General features: G+C 47.5%; 17 protein-coding genes. 4 read left to right on the top strand and 13 right to left on the bottom strand.

From position 1 onward, the window contains the following. Positions 1–25 precede the first annotated feature (25 nt). Both KXJ80_RS10035 and KXJ80_RS10030 read right to left on the bottom strand, forming a co-directional pair. Positions 26–1,663 (bottom strand): HAL/PAL/TAL family ammonia-lyase, encoded by a 1,638-nt coding sequence (locus KXJ80_RS10035; protein WP_259474695.1) that lies wholly within the window; start codon positions 1,661–1,663, stop codon positions 26–28. Positions 1,664–1,698: 35 nt separating this feature from the next. Continuing rightward, positions 1,699–3,252: a flavocytochrome c gene (locus KXJ80_RS10030; protein ID WP_109277663.1), complete on the bottom strand. Its 1,554-nt coding sequence runs from the start codon at positions 3,250–3,252 to the stop codon at positions 1,699–1,701. A 165-nt stretch (positions 3,253–3,417) separates the two neighbouring features. On the opposite strand from KXJ80_RS10030, the gene KXJ80_RS10025 reads away from it, so the two are divergent. Then, positions 3,418–4,944, top strand: a complete 1,527-nt coding sequence (locus tag KXJ80_RS10025; RefSeq protein ID WP_037430095.1) for a sigma-54 interaction domain-containing protein — start codon at positions 3,418–3,420, stop codon at positions 4,942–4,944. A gap of 90 nt (positions 4,945–5,034) precedes the next feature. Here KXJ80_RS10025 and KXJ80_RS10020 read toward each other — a convergent pair whose 3' ends face one another. After that, positions 5,035–6,204 (bottom strand): porin, encoded by a 1,170-nt coding sequence (locus tag KXJ80_RS10020; RefSeq protein ID WP_259474694.1) that lies wholly within the window; start codon positions 6,202–6,204, stop codon positions 5,035–5,037. A 249-nt stretch (positions 6,205–6,453) separates the two neighbouring features. Then, positions 6,454–8,580: a DNA topoisomerase III gene (locus KXJ80_RS10015; protein ID WP_218738842.1), complete on the bottom strand. Its 2,127-nt coding sequence runs from the start codon at positions 8,578–8,580 to the stop codon at positions 6,454–6,456. Positions 8,581–8,778: 198 nt separating this feature from the next. Here KXJ80_RS10015 and KXJ80_RS10010 point away from each other — a divergent pair, with 198 nt between their 5' ends. Together KXJ80_RS10010 and KXJ80_RS10005 are read left to right on the top strand one after the other, a co-directional pair. Next, on the top strand, positions 8,779–9,066 hold the full coding sequence (locus KXJ80_RS10010; RefSeq protein WP_259474693.1) for a hypothetical protein: 288 nt from the start codon (positions 8,779–8,781) through the stop codon (positions 9,064–9,066). 373 nt (positions 9,067–9,439) lie between these two features. Next, entirely contained in the window at positions 9,440–10,924 is a 1,485-nt protein-coding gene (locus tag KXJ80_RS10005) for an alanine/glycine:cation symporter family protein (protein WP_099458361.1), read from the top strand. 113 nt (positions 10,925–11,037) lie between these two features. On the opposite strand, the gene purF is transcribed toward KXJ80_RS10005, so the two are convergent. From purF to fabB, 9 genes are all read right to left on the bottom strand, one after another. Next, positions 11,038–12,552, bottom strand: coding sequence for an amidophosphoribosyltransferase (purF, locus tag KXJ80_RS10000; RefSeq protein WP_037420099.1), 1,515 nt, complete (start codon positions 12,550–12,552; stop codon positions 11,038–11,040). A 181-nt stretch (positions 12,553–12,733) separates the two neighbouring features. After that, positions 12,734–13,222, bottom strand: a complete 489-nt coding sequence (locus tag KXJ80_RS09995) for a CvpA family protein (RefSeq protein ID WP_011072963.1) — start codon at positions 13,220–13,222, stop codon at positions 12,734–12,736. Positions 13,223–13,332: 110 nt separating this feature from the next. Then, positions 13,333–14,163, bottom strand: a complete 831-nt coding sequence (locus KXJ80_RS09990) for an SPOR domain-containing protein (RefSeq protein WP_037430088.1) — start codon at positions 14,161–14,163, stop codon at positions 13,333–13,335. Continuing rightward, positions 14,156–15,457: a bifunctional tetrahydrofolate synthase/dihydrofolate synthase gene (gene folC, locus KXJ80_RS09985; protein ID WP_099458362.1), complete on the bottom strand. Its 1,302-nt coding sequence runs from the start codon at positions 15,455–15,457 to the stop codon at positions 14,156–14,158. Before folC ends, KXJ80_RS09990 begins: the two co-directional genes overlap by 8 nt. Before the next feature lie 52 nt (positions 15,458–15,509). Continuing rightward, positions 15,510–16,295 (bottom strand): tRNA pseudouridine(38-40) synthase TruA, encoded by a 786-nt coding sequence (gene truA / locus KXJ80_RS09980; protein ID WP_099458363.1) that lies wholly within the window; start codon positions 16,293–16,295, stop codon positions 15,510–15,512. 112 nt (positions 16,296–16,407) lie between these two features. Continuing rightward, a complete protein-coding gene (locus tag KXJ80_RS09975; protein ID WP_218738847.1) occupies positions 16,408–19,734 on the bottom strand; it encodes a FimV/HubP family polar landmark protein in 3,327 nt (1,108 codons plus the stop codon). 179 nt (positions 19,735–19,913) lie between these two features. Beyond that, entirely contained in the window at positions 19,914–20,930 is a 1,017-nt protein-coding gene (locus KXJ80_RS09970) for an aspartate-semialdehyde dehydrogenase (protein ID WP_037420117.1), read from the bottom strand. A gap of 2 nt (positions 20,931–20,932) precedes the next feature. Continuing rightward, positions 20,933–22,063: a 4-phosphoerythronate dehydrogenase gene (locus tag KXJ80_RS09965; RefSeq protein WP_218738848.1), complete on the bottom strand. Its 1,131-nt coding sequence runs from the start codon at positions 22,061–22,063 to the stop codon at positions 20,933–20,935. A gap of 150 nt (positions 22,064–22,213) precedes the next feature. Next, on the bottom strand, positions 22,214–23,425 hold the full coding sequence (gene fabB, locus KXJ80_RS09960; RefSeq protein WP_181159844.1) for a beta-ketoacyl-ACP synthase I: 1,212 nt from the start codon (positions 23,423–23,425) through the stop codon (positions 22,214–22,216). 138 nt (positions 23,426–23,563) lie between these two features. On the opposite strand from fabB, the gene mnmC1 reads away from it, so the two are divergent. Next, on the top strand, positions 23,564–25,663 hold the full coding sequence (gene mnmC1, locus KXJ80_RS09955; protein WP_218738849.1) for an FAD-dependent 5-carboxymethylaminomethyl-2-thiouridine(34) oxidoreductase MnmC1: 2,100 nt from the start codon (positions 23,564–23,566) through the stop codon (positions 25,661–25,663). Positions 25,664–25,764: the final 101 nt, after the last annotated feature.

The following is a 25,764-nucleotide window of genomic DNA, read 5'->3' as shown; positions in this document are numbered from 1 at the left end:
GGGGCATGGTGCCCCGCATCGCAGATTAATAGTGTGTAATAAAGTCAGTCGACGCTTGGATGTCCGGCGTGAATGGGCGATCTTTCGCAACAAAAGGCACTTTCTCGCGGTAAGCCTTGTACATGGCTTGCGTCGCTTTACCAAGTTGCAGCTCAGGGTTCGCTTGTTTACGTAAATCAATCGCTTGAGTTGAATGTAGCAGCTCTAAACCATAGATGACTCGCGTGTTATCCACGATTTGGATCAGGTTATCCGATGCTAACTTAAGGTTAGTGAAGGTATCTTCAATACCACCAGCGATAGAAATCCCATCGAAGGAGACTGGCGTCGCTAACTGCTTGTTACGCACTTGCATATCCACAAAGGCTTTTTGAATTGCACCAAAGGCATGGCCTTGGTTTTCAGGCGCACTTAGGAAGCGCGTCAGCTTAGTAAAGTGTTCATCGGACAAATGAATGGTCCGCATCACACTGTTATGGGAAACATGGGTCAAGGCCACACTCAGGTTTTGCACCGCGAGAGCCACAGGCAGCGGCTCAAAGTTAGTGGTTGGGAATACACCACCCTGCCCTTCAACCAAATACTTAGCCACTTGTGGGAACTGCGCATACTGGTTTGAGGCACCCACAATTACTGCGGGGTTATCATCTGAATGGTTGATTTGGATATTGAGTACTTCATCCAATGAAGCTAAGGCCTGTTCGGCGCCAGCAAAGGTATAAGCTGTCGTTCTAAAGCTCAGCGGATCTTGTAAAGGACGCTCATCATTCAGCTGCCATAAATAGCTGCCATCGAGTTGTTTTAAAATGTCACTAGCGGCGGTTTTAATATAAGGGAATGGGCGAATATCATTGGTTTGTGGCAAGAATGGCGCCACGTTACCGTTTAATCCCTCAAGGCTTAAGCCAAAGACGGTGGGCGACACGGCCAATAGTTGCTTCGCCTCGCGGTAACCTTGCATTGCATACGCCACAGCAAAGGCGTTGTTAGATAAAATCGACAGCGCATCTTTCCCCATTGGAACTAATGGTGCAATCCCTGCATCAGCCATCGCCTCTTTACTGCTAACACGCTGACCTTTATAGAATACTTCCCATTCGCCAACCATGGCTAAACCGACATGGGATGAGAGTAGAATGTCCGCCTCACCTACCGTGCCCTTGGCTGGGATCACAGGTGTCAACCCCTTGTTAAGATAAGCTTCATAAAGCTCTGCCACCACAGGCTGCACACCGGTTTGTCCGGCTAGCATAGTATTTAACCGCACAGCTAATGCCAAACGTGTTAAGCGGATGGGCGCAGCGTCACCCACGCCTGCACTATGAGCACGAAAAGTACTAAAGTTAAAACTTCTTGAGGCATCGAGTACTGCATCACTCAATTTGCCATTAGCATCGAACAGTTTGTGGTCTTTATTAAGTCCAACACCTACGGTTAGACCATAAACGGGTTTACCTAGACGTGCGGCTTCCATCAATAGCTCGTGTGCTTTCACTAATTGGGTTTTCGCTTGTGGAGCAATTTTTACTTTAGCGCCATCGGCAATGGCCCAAGCTTGGTCTTGGGTTAAATGTTTACCATCAAGCACGACTTGCTCCATCGCTAACGCACTGCCTGAGAGTAAGCTCAAGGTGAGTGAAGCCATCAACACTGATTTATTCATAATCATCTCCAACATTTTGTTATATTTAGTAAAATCTAGGCTTGCTTAAGTGTCACAGCACTCGCTGCGGCGCAGTTACGGCCAGCGTTACGCCCCGTCACCACCCCTTCAGCAACGGCACAGGCACCTAATCGACTTGCACCGTGGATACCACCGGTTGCTTCGCCAGCGGCATATAATCCGGGGATGGCTTTATTGCTGACCAAATGCAGCACTTCGGATTGGGTATTTACCTTCACGCCGCCCATGCAGTAATGCACCTTCGGCCACATGCGCACCGCATACCAAGGTCCTTTGTCTAGCACGATGGCCTCTTGCATTGGGCGATCGAATTCTTTATCTACACCAGTCTTAACCGCCTCATTCCAGCGCTCGACTTGCGCCTTTAACGCCTTAGCAGGCATGCCGTAAATAGCAGCCAGTTCGTCTAAGGTCTCGGCTTTGCTGATGACGTTATATTTCAGTCCCCAATCTAGGGTTTGCGCTTTGCTGGCACCGGCGGCATTAGTAAAGCCAATGGGATAGACAGGCTGTCCCTTTTCATCTCGTCTGGTCATAATGGCGTCGGCCCGCGCCTTACGGTCGGCTAATTCATTGAAGAAACGCTCGCCGGTGCGTACATCGACAACAATGCCGTGGGGATAAGTGGCAATAGTGTTGAATTGTGAAGCCGTGCCAAACCCCTTCTCGTCAGGAGATGCCCAGGGACCGAGTTGAATTTGGTCTAAATGAATGGGATTGGCCCCAATCAGCATCATTTGCTTGAGTGCCTCAGAGGTGGCACCTGCATGGTTGGTTGAATCTAAATCACTATTTAACTCAGGTAATTGCATCATGCGGTATTCGATATCACGGCCAAAACCACCGGTCGCCATAATCACGCCGCGGCGCGCGCCGATACGGCGTATTTTACCCGTGCGCTCATTGGGAAAATAAAAACCTTCACGAACTTCGACACCGATCACCCGTCCAGCCTCATCTTTTACAAAGCCTTCGAGCTTGGTCTGATTTTTCATGACCACGCCCTTGTCACGCGCAGCTTTGATCAAGGGACGAATAATGCCTGCACCTGAGCTTTCGACGGTTTGCAGTACCCGTTGTACTGAGTGACCGCCAAAATGTTGTACAAAGGGCTTCCAGTGAACACCGTAATCAATTAGCCATTGGCAAGATTCTGCTGTGCCGTTGCACACCAGTTTAAGCATTTCAACATCATTCATGCCGCGGCCTGCCCGTAACATGTCTTCGACCATGGCATCGACTGAGTCTTCAATCCCAGCCTGCTTCTGTAGGACAGAACCTGCTACCGCCATCGCACCGCCGTTGATGGTCGAGTTGCCACCAAAGACAGGCATTTTATCGATAATCATCACGCTCACACCGGCCTCTCTGGCTTGCAGCGCTGCTGACATACCAGCAAAACCGCTGCCAACAACCAGCACATCCACTATTTCATCAAAGCTGACAGGGGCCGAATCACAACTTGCTGTGGCAGGCAGCGCCATACTTGCCCCCAGCCCTGCGGCTATGACCATGCCTCCCTTTAGTAACTGGCGACGCCCCGCATTAATATCTTGGGTTTTACTCATGCTGATTTCCTTCAATAATCACTGGAACTTGTCAGCATGAAAGTGCAGGTGCTGTGCCAAGCACCTAAAAGGAGGTATTTAAGTGGTGAATTTTGATTGCAGGCACAAAATCACGAAATATAAAGATCTACAATCACGATACTTAGTGATCAACTTGAAATATCAATGGAAAAACACTTTTATTACGAATCAACCCTAAGGCTCTGTAGTAGTCTGCAACTGGAGAAATCCCTACAGAGCTACTTTGAGTTTATTCGGGATGAACTGCCCATTGATGGGCTATTTGTGAACATTTTCCGCAAACAATTTAATGATATACAGTTTATTGCCCATGTAGATGACACCCAATGTTGTACGCTCGATAAGCGTGTCCAAATTCCTGAAAAAATGGCGCAATACTTAGAAGATCCCGAGCGACCAAGGGTTAGAATTGTTAATGATATTGAGCATGATCCTGTTACTGCATTAGTCGCACCTCAGGTGATTAAAGATATTCGGTCACTGATTATCCTGCGAATGTCGATAGAAAATACTCATCTTGGAATTGTTGGCTTTTACGCCAAAACGACAGGGGTATTTAGACCACGCCATGCCGACTTAATCGCGCCGCATATGCAGAACTTAGCGCTGATCACGGCGCTAAATTTAAGGGATCGAAACTTACTCAAAGAAAATGAAGCGCTCTCAAAACAAAACGTCAGTCTGCGCCGCACTTTAGATATTCAAAATGGCGTGGTTGGTGCCAATTCGGGCCTAAAACAGGTGATGCAGCAGGTGCAATCCATCGCCAAAATCAACACCACAGTGTTAATGCTGGGAGAAACCGGCTGCGGTAAGGAAGTCATCGCCAACGCCATTCACGAGCTGTCTGAACGTTCGGGTAAACCTTTTATCAAGGTTAACTGTGGCGCTATCCCTGATACCTTGATTGACTCCGAGCTTTTTGGTTATGAAAAAGGCGCATTTACAGGCGCCGATTCGCGCAAAATTGGTTACTTCGAACAAGCCAACGGCGGCACAATTTTCTTGGATGAGATTGGCGAGCTACCGCTTTCAGCCCAAGTTAGACTACTCAGGGTTCTACAAAATAGTTGTATCACCCGTGTTGGCGGCCACGATGCAGTGCAACTTGATATTCGTATTATCGCGGCGACCCACAGAAACCTTCAAGCTATGGTGCACAGAGAAGTGTTCCGTGAGGATCTCTGGTATCGACTAGCGATTTTCCCCATTGAGATCCCGTCACTCAGACAAAGACGCACAGATATTCCTCTGTTAGTGCAACATTTTGTCGAGCAGCTCAGTGCCAAGTTTAATTTGCCGCAGTTACCAAGGATTGCACCAGAACAGTTGAATATCCTCAATCAATATGGCTGGCCAGGCAATGTGCGCGAACTTATCAATGTGCTTGAGCGCGCCATGATCCAGCATCCTGCAGGCCCGCTTGACTTTCGTTTTCTGGTTCCACAACACTGTGAAGAAGTGAAAACCCCATCAAATCAAACCGTGATTATCGATCCAAGCCATGCTAGCGATAAGTTAGTACCGCTGGATGTGATGACCAAAAAGTACATCAACCATGCCTTAAGGATCACGGGGGGTAAACTCTATGGCCCGGGCGGTGCCGCTGAATTACTGGATATCAATGCTAATACCCTGCGCAGTAAAATGAAGAAGTTAGGGATTGTTTAACTCTTTGAGTAGAAATGGATAGTTATAATAAAGGCCACAATCTGTGGCCTTTGATTTATGCTGCCGAATTAGTCGCTCAAGTCATTGAACTTAGAAGAAATAACGAATACCCACGGCGTAGTTGTTATCTTGTAGGTCTTCGTAGGCTTTATCGTCCATATCGCTGAAATCGATTTTGGCCTCGGCATACATGATAGTGTCGCGGCTATAGCGATAATGGAGGCCTAGCACGGCAAACTGACGGGTCCATTTACCTTGAATTGCCGTGTTTTCATCGGTATCCAAATCCTGGTAAGTCAGCAGTAGGCTAGGTACGAATCCGTTGTCATAGTGGTAGGCGACGATAAATTCAGCACCAGTTGAGTCGTACAGTTCGCCCCCCACTAACTCGTTTTGCTCACTCTTATGGGCGTTAAAACCAACATACAATCCCTTAGCATCACGACCCGGTGCATATTGATAGAAACTGCCGTATTGTGCGCCGATACCGATGATTTGGTTGGTGTTGTCTACGTCTTTACCCGCAAGATTGCCAGTGAAGTCGCCACGGTTAAAACCTGCTAACACCTTAAATTTATCAGTGAAATAGTAAGTCGCACTCGCACCATAGCTTGGGTCGAAGCTCAGCTCAGAACCATCGTTTAAGGCGTGACCCTGGTTGTCATAAATTGCTACATCGCTATTTTGCTTAGAAGCGTATTGCACCGCGATATGTAAATTGCCAAAAGTATTACGGTATTGCAGCGCCGCATCGGCACGTCCAGCCCCCGTTAACCCACCATCACCGAAGGTATAAGCACCGACCGACCAGCCAGTAAACGCATTGAGCACATCCGTGGTATAGGCCACATCGTAGTAAGCTCCCCACTGCTTACCAAAGCTGAGGGTGCCCCATTTGTCGTGCGACATGCCAACATAACCTAAGCGGTTAAATAGGAAATCTGAGGTTTTTGAAGCGGATAATTGGCCGCCACCTTGGCCTTGGGTATAAATTAGACCATCGTCGCTGGTGACCATATTAATACCCCATTCAGTATGGGCAAAGGAGCGCCAGCCGTTTTTCTCTTGGCGGTCAAAACGAAATCCCACCCGGGAAAAGTTATCGATAACTGAGGTTTCATGACCATCATTTAACGCCGCAAAGCCTAACCACCCCATCATATTGACACTATTGGTTTGATCGTTATACAACTCAACCGCTTGAGTGGTACCAGTCAACAGTACCGCGGGGATCATCACTGCAAGCAATTTCTTTTTCATATCATCTATACCTATTCATTCAGCTAAATCATAAATAATCTTATGATTTGATTGGCTTATTATATTCTCCAGCCAAGGCAAAGCAGTTAGCATGCCACGGCGCAGAAAAGCTGAGTTTCGAGGTATTTTTTAGAAGTGGATCGGCCAATCACGAAATAACGTGATTGGCGGTAATTAAATATCGCGGAATAAATTAAATATCGTTACCAAATCGCGAACATTAGCGACAGTTTGATTACATTTGTGTCATCAGGCTTGGACGGTCGCTTTGCTCGTTCGCCGTCTAGGGACGGTCGGTTTAGCTGTTGTAGATATGGAAGATGCTGCGGCTGAATTTCTAGCATTTCCTTTTTTAGCGCCCGTTCCGGCTTTTTTCCCGCCAGCAGCGCCTCTGGTTCCCGCTTTTCGATAGACGGACTTTTTAGCTGCTCGCTTAAAACCCTGTCCTTTTAAGCCATTGAGGGCTGAGGGTAATTGGGCGCCCGCATTTTCGATTAAGTGATTTAGCGTCCCCAGCAGTGGCTGCATAAATCCTTGATAAGAGATTTCCTTATGGCAGATGCCATTTAGGCTTGCCTCCCACAGCGCGGTCATATCGGGTGTTGTGGCACTAAGGGGCAAACTATTGATTAAGCCCTTGCCCACCTCAGTGGCCACGATCGACTTACCCTGACGCTGAATAAAGCCCCGTTTAAACAGCAGTTCAATAATGCCTGCGCGAGTGGCTTCCGTCCCTAAGCCATCGGTTTCCTTTAAAATTTTGCGGATCTCGGGGTCAGTCACATAACGATTAATCCCCGTCATGGCGCTCAACAAGGTCGCATCGGTAAAGGCTTTGGGGGGCTGAGTTTGCTTCTCGACCAATTCACCTTGGTTGCAGTGAAGGATTTGTCCTAGGGCTAAAGGCGGTAAAATGCCACAAAACACCTCATCTTCTGCATCCTTATCGGTACTTTTATCATCAGTATTTTGAAGCGATTCTCGCCCCATAGACTCTTTATGTTCATCAGCTTCCCGTGCAAACAGTTGTTTCCAACCTAGGGATTTATCCTGTCTAGCCTTCGTTTTAAAGAGACCACCTTCAATGGTCACTTCGACCGCAGTTTCACTGTAGCAATAGGCTGGGTAAAACTGCGCCAAATACTGGCGGGCAATATGTAGATAAAGCTCCCTTTCCCGCTGGCTTAAACTGCCTAAATTGGGCTGTTTTTCCGTTGGAATAATAGCGTGGTGGGCATCGACTTTTTTATCATCCCACGCCTTAGATTTAAGCCGAGGATTCGGCGCCTCAGCGTGTGCGACTAACTCGGGCGCCCCCTCCATAATGGCCGCTAATACACTGCTTGCTAGACCATGTTGCTCTGTAGGTAAATAACGGCTGTCAGAGCGCGGGTAGGTAATCAGCTTATGGCGCTCATATAAACTCTGGCAGGTATCGAGCACGTCCTTAGCGCTCATCCCAAACCGCTTAGCTGCATCAATTTGCAGTGCAGATAAACTGTAGGGCAATGGCGGATTCTGCTGTTTATCCTTAGTGCTTAACTGGGTCACTTTGGCGGGTTTATCGGTGATCCGACGCACCACATTTTGTGCTAAGCCCTTAGCAAGCACTCGCCCTTCTTCGTCCATATAAGGTAAACAGGCTTCACTGGGTTGCCACTTCGCAGTGAAAGATTGTTGTTTATCCGTTACTAAATGCGCTAAGACTTCATAAAAGGGTTTAGATTGAAATCGCGCGATTTCCTCATCGCGGCGCACGATAAGCCCAAGGAGCGGGGTTTGCACTCGACCGACGGATAGCACGCCCTGATAGCCGACCTTTTTCCCTTGGATGGTGTAGGCCCGTGTCATATTCATGCCATAGAGCCAATCGGCACGGCTCCGGGCAAGTGCAGAAGTAGACAAAGGAATAAACTCACGGTTACTACGAAGTTGCGACAAGGCACGTTTCACCGCCTGCGGGTTTAAGTCGCTGATAAGGAGTCGCTGCGTTTGCTGTAATTTATCGCCCGTCACGCCCAAATAGGCGATTACTTCATCAACCAATAATTGCCCTTCTCTGTCTGGATCACCCGCATTCACTAAGGTATCGGCCTGTTTTACCAGCTTTTTAAGTACAGTGAGTTGGCTACGGGTCGCGACCTTAGGTTTAAGCTGCCACTTCTCGGGCACTATGGGTAAATGCTCAAACTTCCACGATTTGAACTCGGGGTTATAGGCATCGGGCTCGGCCTGTTCAAGCAAATGCCCAACACACCAAGACACGCAGTTTCCTTGGGCGTCTTCAATAAACCCGTCACCTTTTTTGTGGGGTTTTGGTAGCACATCGGCGATTGCACGCCCAAGACTTGGTTTTTCAGCAATATAGAGGATCATATCTACATTAAACACTGGATATAATTACAGTGTAATTTAGCCCAAAGCGGACAAGAGTGCAAACCGCCGTTTTACCTCGAGGGCCGATTTAACTCGCTCTGCGGTAACGAAACACTAAAGCTGTGCAAATTTAGTTGAGAATAGTTCTCATCTAAAACTAAAATCCCTTGCATCAGTTACGAGGAATCGAGAAAACAAATGAATACACTGATCTTGCCAGGCCCTTCAATCCCAGCCTTTAAGCCAGCACTCGCCTTAAGATTCAATCAATTGGTGATCTTCCACAGCCTGTTATTGCTAGCATTAAGTCTGCTTTGTGAAATGGGGCTAAAAAGGCTTGGGCTTGAGGCGCCTTTCCTTTCTTGGGGAGTTATCCTGTATTTGCCCGTGGCCGTGAGCCTGTCTTTGCTATTAAAACATCGCGTTAGCCGCCGTAGTCTGGCATGGCTCTTTGGACTGTGGATGCTGTTATGGCTTGTAATTTAAGCCAAGTTTTCTTTGCCTTGCACAAATACCGTCCCCGCTATCCACTTTGGCTGAGTTAATAGTCTCAATCAATTCGCCTTATCTCCCCCGCTTTTCTCAATGATTCAAGTTGCTAGATTACAAATCTCAATGCAGCAGAGATAAAACGCTGCAAAATAAAGCTCCTCAGTAACCCCATCAAATAAAGAACGTTAAATTATCAAATATTTAACAACTTTAGCTATGAAGTGACTAAAAAAATCGTTATGTTGAAGCTCTTGGACGCACACACGCGTTTTAACCTTAGGCCTAATTGGCTGTTTAGTACCCAAAATCACCTAAAAAAATCTTAAAAACTCTGCAAAAAAACAACAGAATATTGGAGTTGAATTATATGAATGAGATTGTTAATGCGGTCAACAATATCGTCTGGAGTCCCGCGCTCGTTTATCTTTGCCTCGGTGTAGGACTCTTTTTCTCCCTGCGCTCACGCTTTTTACAGTTACGTCATTTACCCGAAATGATCCGTCTAATGTTTGATGGCAAAAGCACCGATGCTGGCGTGTCTTCCTTCCAAGCTTTAGCCATGACCTTAGCGGGTCGTGTAGGTACCGGTAATATCGCAGGTGTTGCCACGGCGATTACCTTTGGTGGCCCAGGTGCTCTTTTTTGGATGTGGATGGTAGCGTTTCTGGGCGCAAGCTCAGCATTTGTTGAATCCACCTTAGGCCAAGTCTACAAAGAAAAAATCAACGGGGAGTACCGCGGCGGCCCCGCCTTTTATATTGAAAAAGGCTTAGGCATGAAGTGGTACGCTTGGACATTTGCCATTGCGACCATTTTTGCCTGCGGGATTTTACTGCCAGGGGTACAAGCCAACTCCATTGGTTCAAGCTTAAAAACCGCCTTCAATATTGACCCTAATGTCACAGCAGCCATTCTTGCGATGCTATTAGGTTTTATTATTTTTGGAGGGGTGAAACGGATTGCGCAGTTCGCCAGTACTGTAGTGCCTTTTATGGCGCTCGGCTATATCATTGTCGCCTGCGTGATTATCGCCCTTAACATTGGCCAGCTGCCCGATATTATTCTGTTGATCCTAAAAAACGCCTTCGGACTCGATGCAGGCTTTGGTGCGATTTTAGGTCTTGCGATTATGTGGGGGGTAAAACGCGGTATTTACTCCAACGAAGCGGGTCAAGGTACTGGGCCGCACGCTTCTTCTGCCGCCGCCGTGAGTCATCCAGCCAAACAAGGGTTAGTGCAAGCCTTCTCAGTGTATGTTGATACCCTGTTCGTCTGCTCAGCCACTGGCTTTATGCTGCTGATCACGGGCCTGTATAACGTGCAGGGCCCTGATGGCGCAGCGCTTTATACCGGGATTGCGGGGATTGCGGCGGGCCCTGGTTATGTACAAACCGCAATGGAAAGCATGATGCCAGGCTTTGGTAATATGTTCGTCGCCGTTGCGCTATTCTTCTTCGCCTTCACCACCATTGTGGCCTACTACTATATTGCCGAAACAAACATCGCTTATATCAATCGCAAAGTGAATCGTCCTTGGCTTACAGTGGTACTGAAAGTCGTGCTAATGGCCTCCACAGTCTATGGCACAGTGAAAACCGCAGACTTGGCTTGGGGGATGGGTGATATTGGTGTGGGAATTATGGCGTGGTTAAACATTATTGCCATTATTCTCCTGCAAAAAATTGCCTTCACTTGTCTTAAAGATTATGAATCTCAGCAAAAACAAGGTATTGAGCCACAGTTTGATCCTGAAAAACTCGGTATTCACCATGCGGACTATTGGGTTGAACGTAAAAATGCGCAGGATGAGCTAACACAGAGCCAATCCAACGAGAATCCAAAAATCTCCTAAAGATTAAAATTCCAAACAAAAAGCCAGTGACTTATCACTGGCTTTTTATTGTGCATTTTAAAGTGTGCCGACGCTTAACGCCAAGCACACTCTTTCATCTTAAGCGTTTAGTCTTATGGATGGCAGACGTTGTGTAACTCAAGGTTAGTGCCAATATCCTTATTGCGGTCAGCTTTGGCATCATCGTTACGAAGCTGCGTTAAATGATCGAGATAGGACTGATCAACGTCGTTGGTGATGTAGTGACCATCAAATACTGACGTTTCGAAACGTTTTATCTCTGGGTTTTCCATTCTCACCGCTTCGACTAGATCCGGCAGATTTTGGAAGATAATGCCATCGGCGCCGATAAGCTTAGCAATTTCATCGGCATCACGACCGTGTGCGATAAGCTCATTCGAGGTTGGCATGTCGATACCGTACACGTTCGGGAAACGAATTTCCGGTGCAGCCGAAGCAAAGTACACTTTCTTCGCCCCTGCTTCACGGGCCATCTCAATGATTTGCTCTGAAGTAGTACCACGTACAATGGAGTCATCGACTAACAGGACATTCTTACCTTTAAACTCAGTGTTGATGGCATTGAGTTTACGGCGTACCGATTTTTTACGCTCTTGTTGGCCAGGCATAATAAAGGTACGGCCGATATAACGGTTTTTCACAAAACCTTGGCGGTAAGGTAAGTCCATGCAACGGGCGATTTCTAATGCGATATCGCATGAGGTTTCCGGAATTGGGATCACCACGTCGATATCATGGTCGTACCATTCTTTTTTGATCTTTTCACCGAGCTTGGCACCCATGTTCACGCGGCTGGCGTAAACCGAGACATTATCGATAGTAGAATCTGGACGCGCAAAATACACAAATTCGAAGATACAGGGCGAGTAGCTTGGCTCTTTTGCACATTGGCGAGTGTAAAGATTACCGTCGAGGGAAATATAAATCGCTTCACCCGGCGCGACATCACGCATCACTTCAAAGCCGACAGCATCGAGTGCCACACTCTCAGAGGCAACCATATATTCAGTGCCAGTTGGGGTTTCGTGCTTACCCAGCACTAAGGGGCGAATGCCGAAAGGATCGCGAAACGCGACTAAACCTTGGCCAACAATCAACGCCACAACGGCATAAGCGCCACGGGCTTGCTCATGCACTTTAGCGATAGTGTCAAACACTTCATCAGCCGTCAGTGCTAAGCTCGTGGTTTTCTGTAGCTCATCAGCGAGCAGGTTTAACAACACTTCGGAGTCGGATGTGGTATTCACATGGCGACGCTTTTTAATCAGGCCTTCGGCCAATTCAAGCGTGTTGGTTAAGTTACCGTTATGGGCTAATGAAATCCCAAATGGCGAGTTAACATAGAAAGGTTGCGCCTCTGACGCGCTGGAACTGCCAGCAGTAGGATAACGCACATGACCAATGCCCGCATTGCCCTGTAAGCGCTGCATGTGTTTGACTTCAAATACGTCTTTGACCAGACCATTGGCTTTACGTAGTCTGAAAGCACCACGATCAACAGTGACAATACCTGCCGCATCCTGACCTCTGTGTTGAAGCACAGTCAGTGCATCATAAATGGTCTGATTAACCGATGATTGGCCAACTATTCCGACGATACCACACATGGGTAAGCTTCCTCATTGTAAGATGTTCTATGCCCTTTCATGTGAAATATAAGTAAAACACGAAGTAACTCCCCAGCCATTTGACCAGCGACCTTCGCCTCGATTTGAGTCTGCACCAATAGCGCGACAGAGTTCAAAGCAGACTTATTTTTCATCACTTAGGATAAATTTATTGTCTTTTTTATAGTTTGGGTACAAAGCTGGAGGTGTTTTCCAAATAGTTAAAGAACCACTGGATGACAACGCCAAATTCGGGCACTAATACAGAATCCTTCCACCATTGGGCGTTAGGTGAGCCTGTAAAAGCATCCATAAAAAACAGCAGCGCACTGACAATCAACGCGCCCCTAATAGCACCGAAACACAGACCTAAAAGTCTGTCAGTGCCAGATAATCCGGTTTTAACCACTAATTGCCCAATGATGTAATTGATAAGGGCACCGAGTATTAATGTGGTGATAAAAAGAATGGCAATAGAAACACCATTGCGCAGCATCTCATCGTTCATTTGTGTCAGATGGATGGCGAGGTCTTGGTAAAATTGACTGGCAACAAAGAAAGCAGCAAACCATACCACTAACGACATGGCTTCTTTGGCAAATCCACGGATCAGACTAATAAGAGTCGATAACCCGATAACGAAGATGATAGCGTAATCAATCCAAACCATTGAGATGGCTTTCCAGCATAGGCTTTAAGACGGCGCGATTCTACCAGAGACTGAAACGATTCTCACCCCTAGAGAGGTAAATAAATTATTTCAGCCTCGGCAGTTCTGCATTAAGATTCCAACGGATTAAAAGGCACAATCCGACCTTTTAAACGTGTCAGACTTTCAACTTCTTCTTGTATTTTCTTCAACTTAACTTCTGACACATCTGGCCCCACAAACACTTTAGTCAACACGCCATCCTTTGGTGTGTCTGGAATTGTGTACGCCTTGTAACCACTTTTACGCAACTGCGCCACTAGCGCTTTCACATTGGCGGCATTGCTAAATGCGCCCAGTTGCAGAGTAAGTCCGGGCTTTAATGAATCACGACTCACCACTTTTATGCCATCGTCTTTGGCAGGTTTTGCAGATTCAGTTTTCGCCGTTTCGGCCTTAGGCTTTTCAGCTTTTGCAACCGTGGTTGGTTTAACCTCTGGCTTTTTAGGTTCGGTTTTAGCTATCGCAGGCTTAGGTGCATCTTTTTTAGATTCAGACTTTGCCGTTTCAGTTTTTGCCGTTTCCTTCAACTCAGCCTTGGCATCAGTTTGTACGGCCTGTGGCTTAAGTTGCTCCTTAGCCGCAGCTTGCACGGGTTCAGATGCAGATTCAGGTTTAGACTCTGGCTTAGCATCCGCGCCCACTGCCTGTGCTAATGTCGCCTCATCATTGGGAGAAGGCTCTTCTGGCATAACATCTTTGCCATCCACTTCTTGCGCAGATAGCACTTCAAACGTGTCATCGGCATTTTTATGCGCTATCGCGGTAGGACGTAAGGGAATTTCGGCAAATTGCTCCTCTTGCCGCTCCTTCTTACCGTCTAAAATATCCGGCAAAAAAATCACCCCGAGGGCGACCAGCACCACAGTGCCGACTAATCGATTATGAAACTGGCTAGACAAAACGGTTATCCTGCTTAAAGAGAGACTTAAAACCTGCCACAGTGTAAAAGGAGCCAAACACAATTACCACATCATCGGGTTGAATTTGCGCTTTTAATGCCGTCCAAGCCGTGGCGATATCCTCGAATTCGAGGGCCTTAGTGTCTTGCGCTAAGGTTTGACGTAGCAAGCTGGCATTAGCGCCACGCTCGCCCTGTAAACTCACTAAGTACCAAGTGTCAATTAAGGGCGAAACCACAGGTAATACGCCGCCAATATCCTTATCCTTTAGCATACCGCACAGGGCAAACACTCGCTTACCCGCGACGATGGGCGTGAGTTGCTTGACTAAAAACCTTGCCGCATGGGGATTATGAGCCACATCGAGTAAAATCAGTGGCTGTTCGCTGACTTGCTCCAAACGTCCAGTTAAACGGGCGCTGCTGATGCCTTTGGCAATAATATCGGCAGCAATATGTGGCCAACCCTGTTCGACAATGGCAATCACTGTCGCAGCATTGGGTAATGGCAATGTGGGGAGACTAAGCTGTGTTAATTTAAGTACTTGCCCTTGATAGTCCCAAGTGTTGCCATTTTGCTGATAGGTAAATTCTGTCCCGACTCGATACAACTTGGCGCCTAGGTGTTGGGCGACATCATTGACGGTATGGGGCAAGTTTGGCTCGCCGACAATGGCAGGTTTTCCTTGGCGAAAAATCCCCGCCTTTTCGCGGCCAACCAGCTCACGGGTATTACCCAAATACGCCTCATGGTCTAAATCAACCGAGGTCACAACGCTGATATCAGCATCAATCATGTTAGTGGCATCTAAACGGCCGCCAAGACCGACTTCTAAGATCACCACATCCAGCTTGGCCGCTTTAAATAGGATTAAGCCCGCCAAGGTGGCATATTCGAAAAAGGTCAGCGAAATCTCGCCACGTGCCGCTTCAATCTGTTCAAAAGCAGCGACAAAGGCATCATCGCTAGCGTCCTGACCGTTGATGCGCACCCTTTCATTGTATTTGAGCATATGGGGCGAGCTGTAGACGCCCACCGTCAACCCTGATAAACGCAGGATGTTCTCTAGCATGGCGCAGGTCGTGCCTTTACCATTGGTGCCAGCAACAGTGACAATTTGACTTGGCCCTAAATCCAATACATTAAGGCGCTCGGCAACCTTAGAAACCCGAGTTAATCCCATGTCGATTTCGGTTGGGTGAATCGATAATAAATACGCGAGCCATTGATCCAGTGGCGCGTTTGCTCCTGGCGCAACTACTAAGGCTGTCAATTCACTTGGGGCTATGGTCATCGGTTATTTCCTTCCTTCGAAACGCATTTAAGCTCTGCCACGATAAAAGCCATTAATCCAACATAAACAATGGCCCAAGCGCTAACTTTGGCAATTGATATTGCTCCGGATATGTCACATCCACAAGATAAAGTCCGTTCGGTTTAGCCGTTGCCGCGGCTTGATTTCTATCTTTTAGTGACAACAGATCCGCCATCCAAGTCAATGGCTGGTTGCCAAGCCCAATCTCCAGCAGCGAACCGACAATATTACGCACCATATGGTGCAAAAAGGCGTTGGCAGATATATCGACGATCACATACATGCCCTGACGCGTCACTTTAACGCTGTGCACATTGCGAAACGGGGTTTTAGATTGACATTGAATAGCACGAAAACTGGTAAAATCCTGCTCGCCGAGCAGCGCCTGCGCCGCAATATGCATTTTATCTTCGTCGATATCACCATGATAATGGCTGACGCCGTGGCGTAGGATCCCTGGGCGAAGATTATGATTGTAAATCACATAGCGGTAACGTCTAGCCGTGGCCGAAAAGCGGGCATGGAAGCTCTCATCTACCTCTTTTACCCAGCGCACGGCAATATTATCGGGTAAATTGGCATTAACACCTAAGGTCCAGGCACCTTCGTTACGTACGGCGTTGGTATCAAAATGCACTACCTGCCCCGTTGCATGAACACCAGCATCGGTTCTTCCTGCACAAAACAAGCTAATGGGCTCGTTTGCCACCTTAGACAAGGCTTGTTCTAATTGCCCTTGTACTGAATCGACTTCGGCCTGACGCTGCCAACCAAAATAGCCACTGCCGTCATATTCAATACCTAATGCAATCCGCATCACACATCCTCACAATTAATTTAGCGGCGCATTTTATCACAGCAGCCCGTAAAAAAAACGGCGCTGTGAGCGCCGTTGATCGTTAACATTAAAGCTTAATACCAGTTCAAACTTAGCCGATCTCTTTAAGTAAACGAGCCGCTTCGTCCTGTTGACGCTCATTACCATCAATTTGAACTTCACGGAGTAGCGCTTTGGCGCTGTCACTGTCATCGATTTCGATATAGGCACGGGCCAAATCGAGCTTAGCGTTAACAGAGTTCTCTTCATCGTCCACATCAATCATGGCTGCATCACCAATCAGGGCACCCACATCACTCATCTCCACATCCATTTCAGGATAGAGATCTGTCTCTGTGTTATCCTGCTCGGCGTCGTTAAGCAGTTTTTCAATATCGATATAGCCATGTTCGTTTTGGAAATTAGTCAAATCATGCTCAGGTACAAACTTCTTCGACTGACGTGACTCCTGCGCATCTAGCGCTGCTAATGCTTCATCGACCGTGAGAGTATGCTCATCATCGAGGGCAAAGCTATCTTCTGGTGTTAATACCTCATCATCTTCAACTTCGGTATTGGCACTAAAAGCAGCAAGCACATTGTCGTCACTTAAATCGATATCGTCATCAGTATCTAAGTCCGCCCTGAAGGCAAACTCATGAGCGACATCCTCATCAACAATATCATCATCTTTGTCAGTGATAATCTCGAATGTAGGCTCAACCTTATCAATCGGTTCGTCTAAAACAAATTCCAGAGGTTGACGCGGGGAAACCGCCTTCGGATCGACAGCGATAGGATCCACGGGTGCAACAGGTTCGGATTTAGGACTGTCAGTTTGTGCGCTAGACGTAGGCGCAAAGTTAAGCTCAGTGTCCCAATCCAGTACATGGGGATCTTTACTCTTGTTAGCTTTTAAGTCGTTAAAGAAAGAAGCCTCTTTCTCTTTAACTTTTGCCGCTGCGGCAGCTGTCGCAGCCGTTAAACCTGCTGTGGCGAGTACCGTATCATCCGCTTGATTATCAGCATCGAAACCGGTAAATGTTGGCTCAATGGTTTCGTTAGGATTATCATCTGGGCTCTTCGCAATCGTATCACTAAGCTCAAAGGTATCATCCGTACCATCAATCGCATGGGCAGCACCGATGCCCTTGAGTAAGCCTTCATCCTCGAGCTTATCATCTGTTTCAGGGTAGGTGGTTTCGAGGTCGAAATTAAACTCATCCGCGTCGGCTTCAGCCTGCTCTGGCACATCAAATTCGGCGAGAAGAGATTCGAGATCATCCTCTGCCGACGATAGCTCCTCAGGTAATGCCGCTTCGAGCTCTGCTGCCAGCATATCGTGAGGGATGTCGGATTCATCGCTAGATGTTTGTTGTTCCGCCGAATCTTGGGCCTCAAAACCTGCGAGCAACTGGTCAAGATCATCATTGACTGGTAGGTCAGTGTTTAGTTCATCTTCCAATTCGGCAGCAATGGCTGCTGCAAGTGCAGGGTCATGCGCGGTTGGTGCATCCAAACCTGCGAGCAGAGAATCAATATCGTCGGATTCAATGACACCGATATCATTAAGTTCAGTATCTAATTCTGCCGCGATTTCATCGCTTAAATCAGGCTCTGGCGCTGCGGGTTTATCAAAATCTGCCAGTAACGCATCAATATCGTCGGTTTGCGCGACCCCTAGCTCTGCTAACTCATTATCTAATTCAGCAGCAATTTCATCGCTAAGATCGGATGCTGTAGCGGTGTTTTCCTTACCATAATCCGCTAATAATGCATCGAGGTCGTCCTCAGCCACTGGCTCAGATACTGAATCGTTCATTTCAGATTGATTAAACCCGGCGAGCAAGGCATCAATATCATCTTCAGCCGTTTCAGTTAACGCTATATTTTCAAGTTCATTATCTAATTCCGCAGCAAGCGATGCGGCTAAATCTTGAACGGTATCTAACTCTGCCGCATCAACCACCTCTGGGTCGGCTGGAATATCAAATCCCACTAATTCATTAAGGTTCTCATTAGTAGATGGCGCATCAGGCTCTTCGGAGCCAAGCCCTGCCAATAATGCATCAAGATCCTCTTCTTCGAGAATATTACCTGATTTGGGTTTTTCTTCTTCCGCAAAGGCTTCCTCTTGGTCGCCCATGGCCTCAGCCCAGAGATCATCTAAGGATTGGCCTTCGTCCTCTTCAAATTGTGGTTCTGCCGCAGTGTTAACACCTGGGTCAATAAACATTTCAGAAGCGATGTCCATCTGCTCATGGGCATCGGTCATTTCATGCTCGGGTTGTAAACTCACGCTACCGACATCTAATAAGCTATCGATGGAGTCGGCATGGTCAGTGTCTAAATGCACAGCCATATCGTCAAGATCATCGTCATCCATCGCCAGCACTGATGCTCCCGTTGCCACACCAGCAGCACCTGTCGCCATGGCTACCTGCTGGGCTGCTAACACACGGCGTTCTTTATTACGCTTACGACGAAGCATCCAGAACACAAGCAGCAGTAGTAACAATGCAGGGACCACCGCTGCTGCAACCAATAGCAGCGGATTATTTATCAAGTTTCGCCATAGATCTTCAGGCTCAGTAGGTGTTTGCGGCTGCGCATCGGCATCTGATGGGGCTTGAGCAGCTTCCACCTCGGCCTTCAGTGCAAGATTTTGCTTTTTACTCGCCTGTAAGGTTTCCTCTAATACCGCAATTTGTTGGTTTAAATCCTCAATTTTGGCTTTAAGGGCTTCAACATCGGCATTTCTTACCGCGAGCTGATCTTGTGCTCTGGCTAACTCATCAGTTAAGGATAAATTTTTGCTCTCCGCGGCCTCAAGGCGAGTATTCACATCGGAACTCACCATTTTCGGCGCAGCGGGTGGCGTCGCAACGGCATCCGTTTTAGCAACTTCGGTCTTAGCCGCTTCGGGTTTAACATCGACTTTAGGTTGAGGCTCTACCTTAGGTTTATTTTCAACTACAGGAGTAACAACAGTCGGTTTAGATACTGGTTTAGTCGCCGCTTTGGCGGTATTACGGACTTGCTTATCGCTGCGTTCGGCGCGAGCAATCGCTACACTATTGGGAATGGATAACATCACTTCTTTCGAAGGGATCAGCAAAATCATGCCACGTTCGAGGCTATTGTAACTGTCGGAGTTAAACGCATGGGGGTTGGCATCAAATACTGCAGCCATGACTTGATAAACACTGACACTGGCATCGGGACGGACTTTTTGCGCAATACTCCAGAAAGTATCTTTAGCGGTCGTTGGTCCATATTGATGATTGACCTGACGGATTTGTCCATCTGGTCCCATGATTTTTAAAGGTTTTATTTTGGGAGTATCGGCAGCTATCGCAGGATCAATAAAAGAGGTCGTGGAAAAAACAGCTAAAACGGTGGCCATCAGGCCCACAAGATACGAAGTGCGAAATTTCATCAATCCTTCCCTTTGAAGCGCTATTTAAGTTATCTCGCTGATAACAGGCTTTAGGCAATTGTATTTATTGAGATTACTATAAACTAGAAATCCCAGCCCTGCTACTGTTCACAATTGTAAAACAAAAAAAGCCTGCTGGCAGCAGGCTTTTTCATTGGGCATCAATTGCTACTTAAGACTTAGTAATAATCTCTCACTAAAATCTCGGCAATTTGCACGCTGTTTAAGGCCGCGCCTTTACGAATATTATCCGACACTACCCAGAGGTTAATACCGTGAGAATGGGAGATATCCTTACGCACACGGCCCACGTAAACAGGATCGGTACCCGCTGCATGGGTCACCGCCGTTGGATATTCGTCATCGGACTCGAACAATACCACTCCTTCGGCATTACGCAGTAAAGCTTTAATATCTTCTGCATCGGCAGGTTGTCGAGTTTCGATATGTACGGCTTCTGAGTGACCATAGAATACCGGCACGCGCACAGCAGTCGCATTAACGAGAATGTCATCGTCACCAAAAATCTTCTGGGTTTCCCAGACCATTTTCATTTCTTCTTTGGTGTAGCCGTTGTCCATAAATTTATCAATTTGCGGCAATACGTTAAACGCGATTTGCTTTGGATAAACTTCAGCGTCAGCAGGCAGACCTTGCAGCAGCTTAGTGCATTGTTTTGCCAGTTCTTCAATCGCTTTTTTACCCGTACCAGAGACCGATTGATAAGTCGCCACGTTAATACGACTGATGCCATAAGTGTCGTAAATCGGTTTTAGAGCCACCAGCATTTGGATGGTCGAGCAGTTCGGGTTGGCAATAATATTACGGTTGCGGAAATCAGCAATCGCATGGGGGTTAACTTCAGGCACAACCAATGGAATATCAATGTCATAGCGGAAGTGAGAGGTGTTATCGATCACCACACAACCCGCTTCAGCTGCGATAGGCGCCCACTTGGCCGAGACATCACCACCGGCAGAGAAAAAGCCTAACTGCGCTTGGCTCCAATCGAAGGTTTCGACGTCCAAAATGGTAACTTGTTTGCCATGGAAGCTGACCGTTTCACCGGCGCTACGGCTACTGGCTAAAGGATATAAGTTCGCAACCGGGAAGTTACGCTCTTCGAGGATCTCAATCATTGTTTGACCCACTGCACCCGATGCACCTAAAACGACAACATTAAATTCCTGCGACATAATTACCGACCGACTCCTGAAAAACCTAAATTGGACAACCAATCTACCTCAGATTGGCCGTGATAAGCCAGCGCCAATGCACTAAATTCGCGTCGATGTTTGTGATTTTTTCTCATAGTGTCGAAGCCATTCGACCTTGCAAAGCCATTTCGGAATACGGCATCGTCATCACGCAGGTCGTAGACGAATCTTGCGAGCTGTAATAGGGCTTTTTCATCGGGGACTTGTTCGAGTTCAACCGCCTTAAAATGAAATGGAGGCAATAGCTCGGATAAGCGTTTGGTGGCCGGAATGGCTAACAACTCACACAACTTTTGGTACAGCATAAAAGTGCCACGAGCCTTACCTTCTAAGCTGTAACCGGCGATATGCGGGGTGGCAAACTCAGCAAAAGGCACCAACTCCGGCATGGGATTCGGCTCCCCTTCCCATACATCGAGCACCAATTTAAGATCATCCCTTTGCTGCTTGACCTTAATTAAGGCTTGATTATCAATTACATCACCACGACAACAGTTCACCAACCACGTATTAGGTTTAAGACTCATCAGGCGCGCTTCATCGAATAAATGCAGTGTCTTATGCTCGCCAGAGCGAGTGATGGGCACATGTAGGCTGATGATATCCGCTTCATGTAATAGGGTCTCAAGGCTCACAAAATGACGGGGATCGCCTTCGGCCGCTTTGATGGGATCATTGAGTAATACCTTAATGCCGTAGGCTTCGAGACATTTAGCCGTTGCGCTACCAGTATTGCCCGCACCGATAATCCCCACAACTTTACCCTTGAGCGGCGAGTTAAACCGCGCCGCCAGTTCTAACATCGCAATAAAGGCAAACTCCCCGACAGCGGTCGCATTACAGCCGGGTGCATTCGAAAAGGGAATGCCACGCCCAGCAAGGTAGGCCAGATCCACATGATCAGTCCCTATGGTGGCGCTGCCGACAAACTTAAGTTTTGGATTGGCATCTAACAGTGCGGCATTGACTCGGGTGACCGAGCGCACCAGCAGCACATCGGCATCTTGCACCTGCTCAGGCGTTAATGTGCGGCCATTAACTGGGATTATCTCGCCTAACGCCCCAAATAAGGGTTCGACATAGGGCATATTTTCATCGACAACAATCTTCATGGGGACCTTTCTGATAAAAATGGGCTAGAGAGTGAGTAGCCAAGGATTCTAGCAAGACTCTGATCATAAACCCAATCCCTGAGTCGCATTGCTCAATTTTAGCTAATAAAAAAGGAAGCCGAAGCTTCCTTTTTTAACAAAAATAATAGTTTACTTATATTTGCGCATCACTAACGTTGCGTTAGTGCCACCAAAACCAAAGCTGTTGCTCATAACAGTGTTTAGCTCTGCATCGCGGTATTCACGCACGATTGGCATGTCCTTCGCAGCTTCATCTAAGTTATCGATGTTGATGCTTTGGGCAATAAAGCTGTTTTCCATCATGATTAAGCTGTAAATCGCTTCATGTACGCCTGCGGCGCCTAATGCATGACCCGTCATAGACTTAGTCGATGCAATCGGTGGACACTTGTCTTTAAAGACTTCACGTAGTGCTTCTAATTCACGCACGTCACCTACTGGAGTAGAAGTACCGTGGGTGTTGATATAGTCAATTGGTGTGTCCACATCGGCCAGTGCCATTTGCATACAACGCACCGCACCTTCGCCAGACGGAGCCACCATATCGTAACCGTCTGATGATGCACCATAACCAATCACTTCAGCATAAATCTTCGCGCCACGAGCCAGAGCGTGCTCTAACTCTTCAACGATTAAGATACCGCCACCGCCAGAGATAACGAAACCATCACGGTCAGCATCATAGGTGCGAGAGGCTTTTTCTGGAGTGGCATTGTATTTAGTCGATAGCGCGCCCATCGCATCGAAGCCCATGGTCAGAGTCCAATCCACTTCTTCCGAACCGCCCGCAAACACCATATCTTGCTTACCCATTTGGATAAGTTCAACGGCGTGACCGATACAGTGAGCACTGGTCGCACAGGCTGAACTGATTGAGTAGTTCATACCTTTAATTTTGAAGGGTGTCGCTAAACAAGCGCTGGCCGTGCTCGACATAATGCGTGGCACGATATAAGGACCCACGCGTTTTACGCCTTTTTCGCGTAGAATATCAGCCGCTTGCACTTGGTTAGAAGACGAAGCGCCGCCTGTACCCACAATCAACCCTACGCGAGGATCTGAATATTGCTCTTCAGTTAACTGAGCATCCTTAATGGCTTCTTGCATTGCAATGTAAGCATATGCCGCAGCATCGCCCATAAAACGCAGCGCTTTACGGTCAATCAGCTCTGAAGGATCTAATTTGATATTGCCCCATACATGACTGCGTAGTTGCATTTCTTCAAACTGAGCGGAATGTGTAATACCACTACGGCCCGCTTTAAGTGACTCAGTCACTTCTTGCTTGTTATTACCGATACTTGAAACAACACCCATTCCGGTGATCACGACTCTTTTCATTTTATTGCTATCCATTGTGTACATGTCAGTACCTACTTTTTGCTGAGCCAATAGTATCTGTTTTGCTTCAATTAAGTGGTCAGCTTTCCATAAAGGCGGGTAAAATAATGCCTAATATGAGACCGAGAGTATATTTCTTTGACTGCTAAGCCCCAAAAATCTTACCAATTTAAGCGTGATTACCCGCAACTAATCAACCTTTATCCCCCATGCGCATTGACTACTGCACAGTCTCTGGACAATTTTACTCTCCTTCAACTCTCTCGCTTACCGACGCAATCAACTCAGCTCATTCAGGGCTTGCACGTCATGGGGCAATGGGGATTAGGCGATGGACTCGAGCTACTCTCTTTACTGCATCACTGGCAAACGCATACTCAACCTCAAGGCAAAACGCGTCTGTTAGTCAAAGTGTTTGAGCCCAATCCCATTAACGATTACGAACTTAAATTACTTTGGGATCAATCGCAAAGTTTAATTTCCAAGCCTCATTTACAACCCATTGCCAATGCCATACTTAAGGCAAAGCCTGCGCGCATTATAGGGTGCCAGAGATTAATTTTTGATGACGGCCTAATCACAGTCGATTTGCATTTTGGCGATCTGAACACAGCACTTAGCCAACTCCCCCACAGTACTTCTCATCCCATTCAGCAATGGCTGGTTTTACCGCATTTATCTGCGCAGCTAAATGGTAAGCAGCTCTGGCAAATGGCGCGCTTGAGTGCGGATGATGCCCTACTGATTGGGCTTAATCTTAGTGAAACAGCGCAACACCTTGCCCACAGCTGCGGCTTTAGCACGCTTGACGTCAGCCAAGACGCTCTCAATGAAAATGCCTGCGACTCACTGCGAAGCCAGATTATCAGCGACAATATTCTGATCCATGAGCGTAAATTGCTGCGTCAGCAAGCCGATACCGTTCAGGCATTTACCCCAAAACCTTCGGCACTCGCCACTAAAGAGCAGCCAATTGCCATCATAGGCGGGGGACTCGCATCAGCACATCTGATGCTATCACTCGCCGAACGAGGCCAAAGTAGCATATTGTTTTGTAAGGATAATGAGTTAGGCCAAGGCGCGTCTGGTAATCGCCAAGGGGCGATCTATCCCCTACTCACGCCAGAAAATGATGAACTTAGCCGTTTTTTCCAACAGGCCTTTTTGTTCAGTCGCCGCCGTATTGAGGCGCTGAGTCTTGCATCAACGATGGGCACGAACGGAACATCTGGTGTGACGCCAATTTCCCATGATTTTTGTGGTGTGCTGCAAACGGGTCATGATGAGCGCAGCCAACAACGGCTCGATAAAATCATCCAAAGCCAAGACTGGCCAGCGGAAATCGCCTACGGCGTTGATGTGAATGAAGCCAACGAGATTGCCCGAATAGGTATTGATAAGGCTGGATTTTTCTATCCCCTTGGTGGCTGGGTATGCCCATTTGAATACGCCAAGGCGGCAGTAGATAAGGCCTCGCAACTTGCCCATGTGCAGTGCCATTTCAATACCGACATCACCGAAATCAAGTGTGATACAAATGCTTGGTATCTCCACAGTCAAGGCCAACGTTTTGGACCATACAGCCAACTCGTGCTCGCCAATGGCGCGCAGCTGACACAGTTTTCAGCCAGTGAACGTTTGCAGATAAGTCCGTTTCGCGGCCAAGTGAGCCACGTCCCTGCCAAATTTAAACTGAGCCAATTGGCGACAGTGTTATGCGCGAACGGTTACCTCACGCCGAGTCATCAAGGCTTGCATTGTCTTGGCGCCAGTTATGTAAAAGCGGCAGCTCACCTCGATTTTTGCCCGCAGGAGCAACGGGAAAACCTGGGGAAAATGCAAGAAAGCTACCCCAATCAAGCCTGGGTTGATGATATCGACATCAGCGGCAATAGCGCCCGTGTCGGCGTGCGGATGGTAACGCGCGATCATTTCCCCATGATGGGCTGCGCGCCCGATGTGGCTGAAATATTGGCGCGCTATGAACAGCATCAACTCAATCAGCAGCAGGCCGAACAAAGCAAGCATTATTGGCAAACAACCCCGGCTCCCATCCTCAATGGCCTTTATATCCTAGGTGGTTTAGGGTCGCGGGGGCTAAGTTCAGGGCCGTTGGCGGCCGAATGCTTAGCGGCACAATTAACCGGTGAGCCGCTTCCACTCGATTGGCCTACACTCCATAAACTCAGCCCGAATCGAATGTGGCTACGCAAATTGCTCAAAGGCAAAGCACTTTAGTGAAAGTGAGCACAGTGGTTTTAGTGTTTCTGATTAGTTGTTGAATAAAGAAGCAGAGTTGCAGCAATTAAGCGTTATCGCTAAGAGAAAACTAAGCACTC

Source organism: Shewanella xiamenensis (genome assembly GCF_024971755.1).
GTDB lineage: Bacteria > Pseudomonadota > Gammaproteobacteria > Enterobacterales > Shewanellaceae > Shewanella > Shewanella xiamenensis.
Note: the sequence above shows the minus strand (reverse complement) of the source record. Positions and strands in the feature narration are given on the sequence as shown.

Bases quoted from the DNA above. Each gene is read 5' to 3' on its own strand.
- KXJ80_RS10035 (WP_259474695.1), bottom strand. From the start codon at position 1,663: ATGAATAAATCAGTGTTGATGGCTTCACTCACCTTGAGCTTACTCTCA.
- KXJ80_RS10030 (WP_109277663.1), bottom strand. From the start codon at position 3,252: ATGAGTAAAACCCAAGATATTAATGCGGGGCGTCGCCAGTTACTAAAG.
- KXJ80_RS10025 (WP_037430095.1), top strand. From the start codon at position 3,418: ATGGAAAAACACTTTTATTACGAATCAACCCTAAGGCTCTGTAGTAGT.
- KXJ80_RS10020 (WP_259474694.1), bottom strand. From the start codon at position 6,204: ATGAAAAAGAAATTGCTTGCAGTGATGATCCCCGCGGTACTGTTGACT.
- KXJ80_RS10015 (WP_218738842.1), bottom strand. From the start codon at position 8,580: ATGATCCTCTATATTGCTGAAAAACCAAGTCTTGGGCGTGCAATCGCC.
- KXJ80_RS10010 (WP_259474693.1), top strand. From the start codon at position 8,779: ATGAATACACTGATCTTGCCAGGCCCTTCAATCCCAGCCTTTAAGCCA.
- KXJ80_RS10005 (WP_099458361.1), top strand. From the start codon at position 9,440: ATGAATGAGATTGTTAATGCGGTCAACAATATCGTCTGGAGTCCCGCG.
- purF (WP_037420099.1), bottom strand. From the start codon at position 12,552: ATGTGTGGTATCGTCGGAATAGTTGGCCAATCATCGGTTAATCAGACC.
- KXJ80_RS09995 (WP_011072963.1), bottom strand. From the start codon at position 13,222: ATGGTTTGGATTGATTACGCTATCATCTTCGTTATCGGGTTATCGACT.
- folC (WP_099458362.1), bottom strand. From the start codon at position 15,457: ATGACCATAGCCCCAAGTGAATTGACAGCCTTAGTAGTTGCGCCAGGA.
- truA (WP_099458363.1), bottom strand. From the start codon at position 16,295: ATGCGGATTGCATTAGGTATTGAATATGACGGCAGTGGCTATTTTGGT.
- KXJ80_RS09975 (WP_218738847.1), bottom strand. From the start codon at position 19,734: ATGAAATTTCGCACTTCGTATCTTGTGGGCCTGATGGCCACCGTTTTA.
- KXJ80_RS09970 (WP_037420117.1), bottom strand. From the start codon at position 20,930: ATGTCGCAGGAATTTAATGTTGTCGTTTTAGGTGCATCGGGTGCAGTG.
- KXJ80_RS09965 (WP_218738848.1), bottom strand. From the start codon at position 22,063: ATGAAGATTGTTGTCGATGAAAATATGCCCTATGTCGAACCCTTATTT.
- fabB (WP_181159844.1), bottom strand. From the start codon at position 23,425: ATGAAAAGAGTCGTGATCACCGGAATGGGTGTTGTTTCAAGTATCGGT.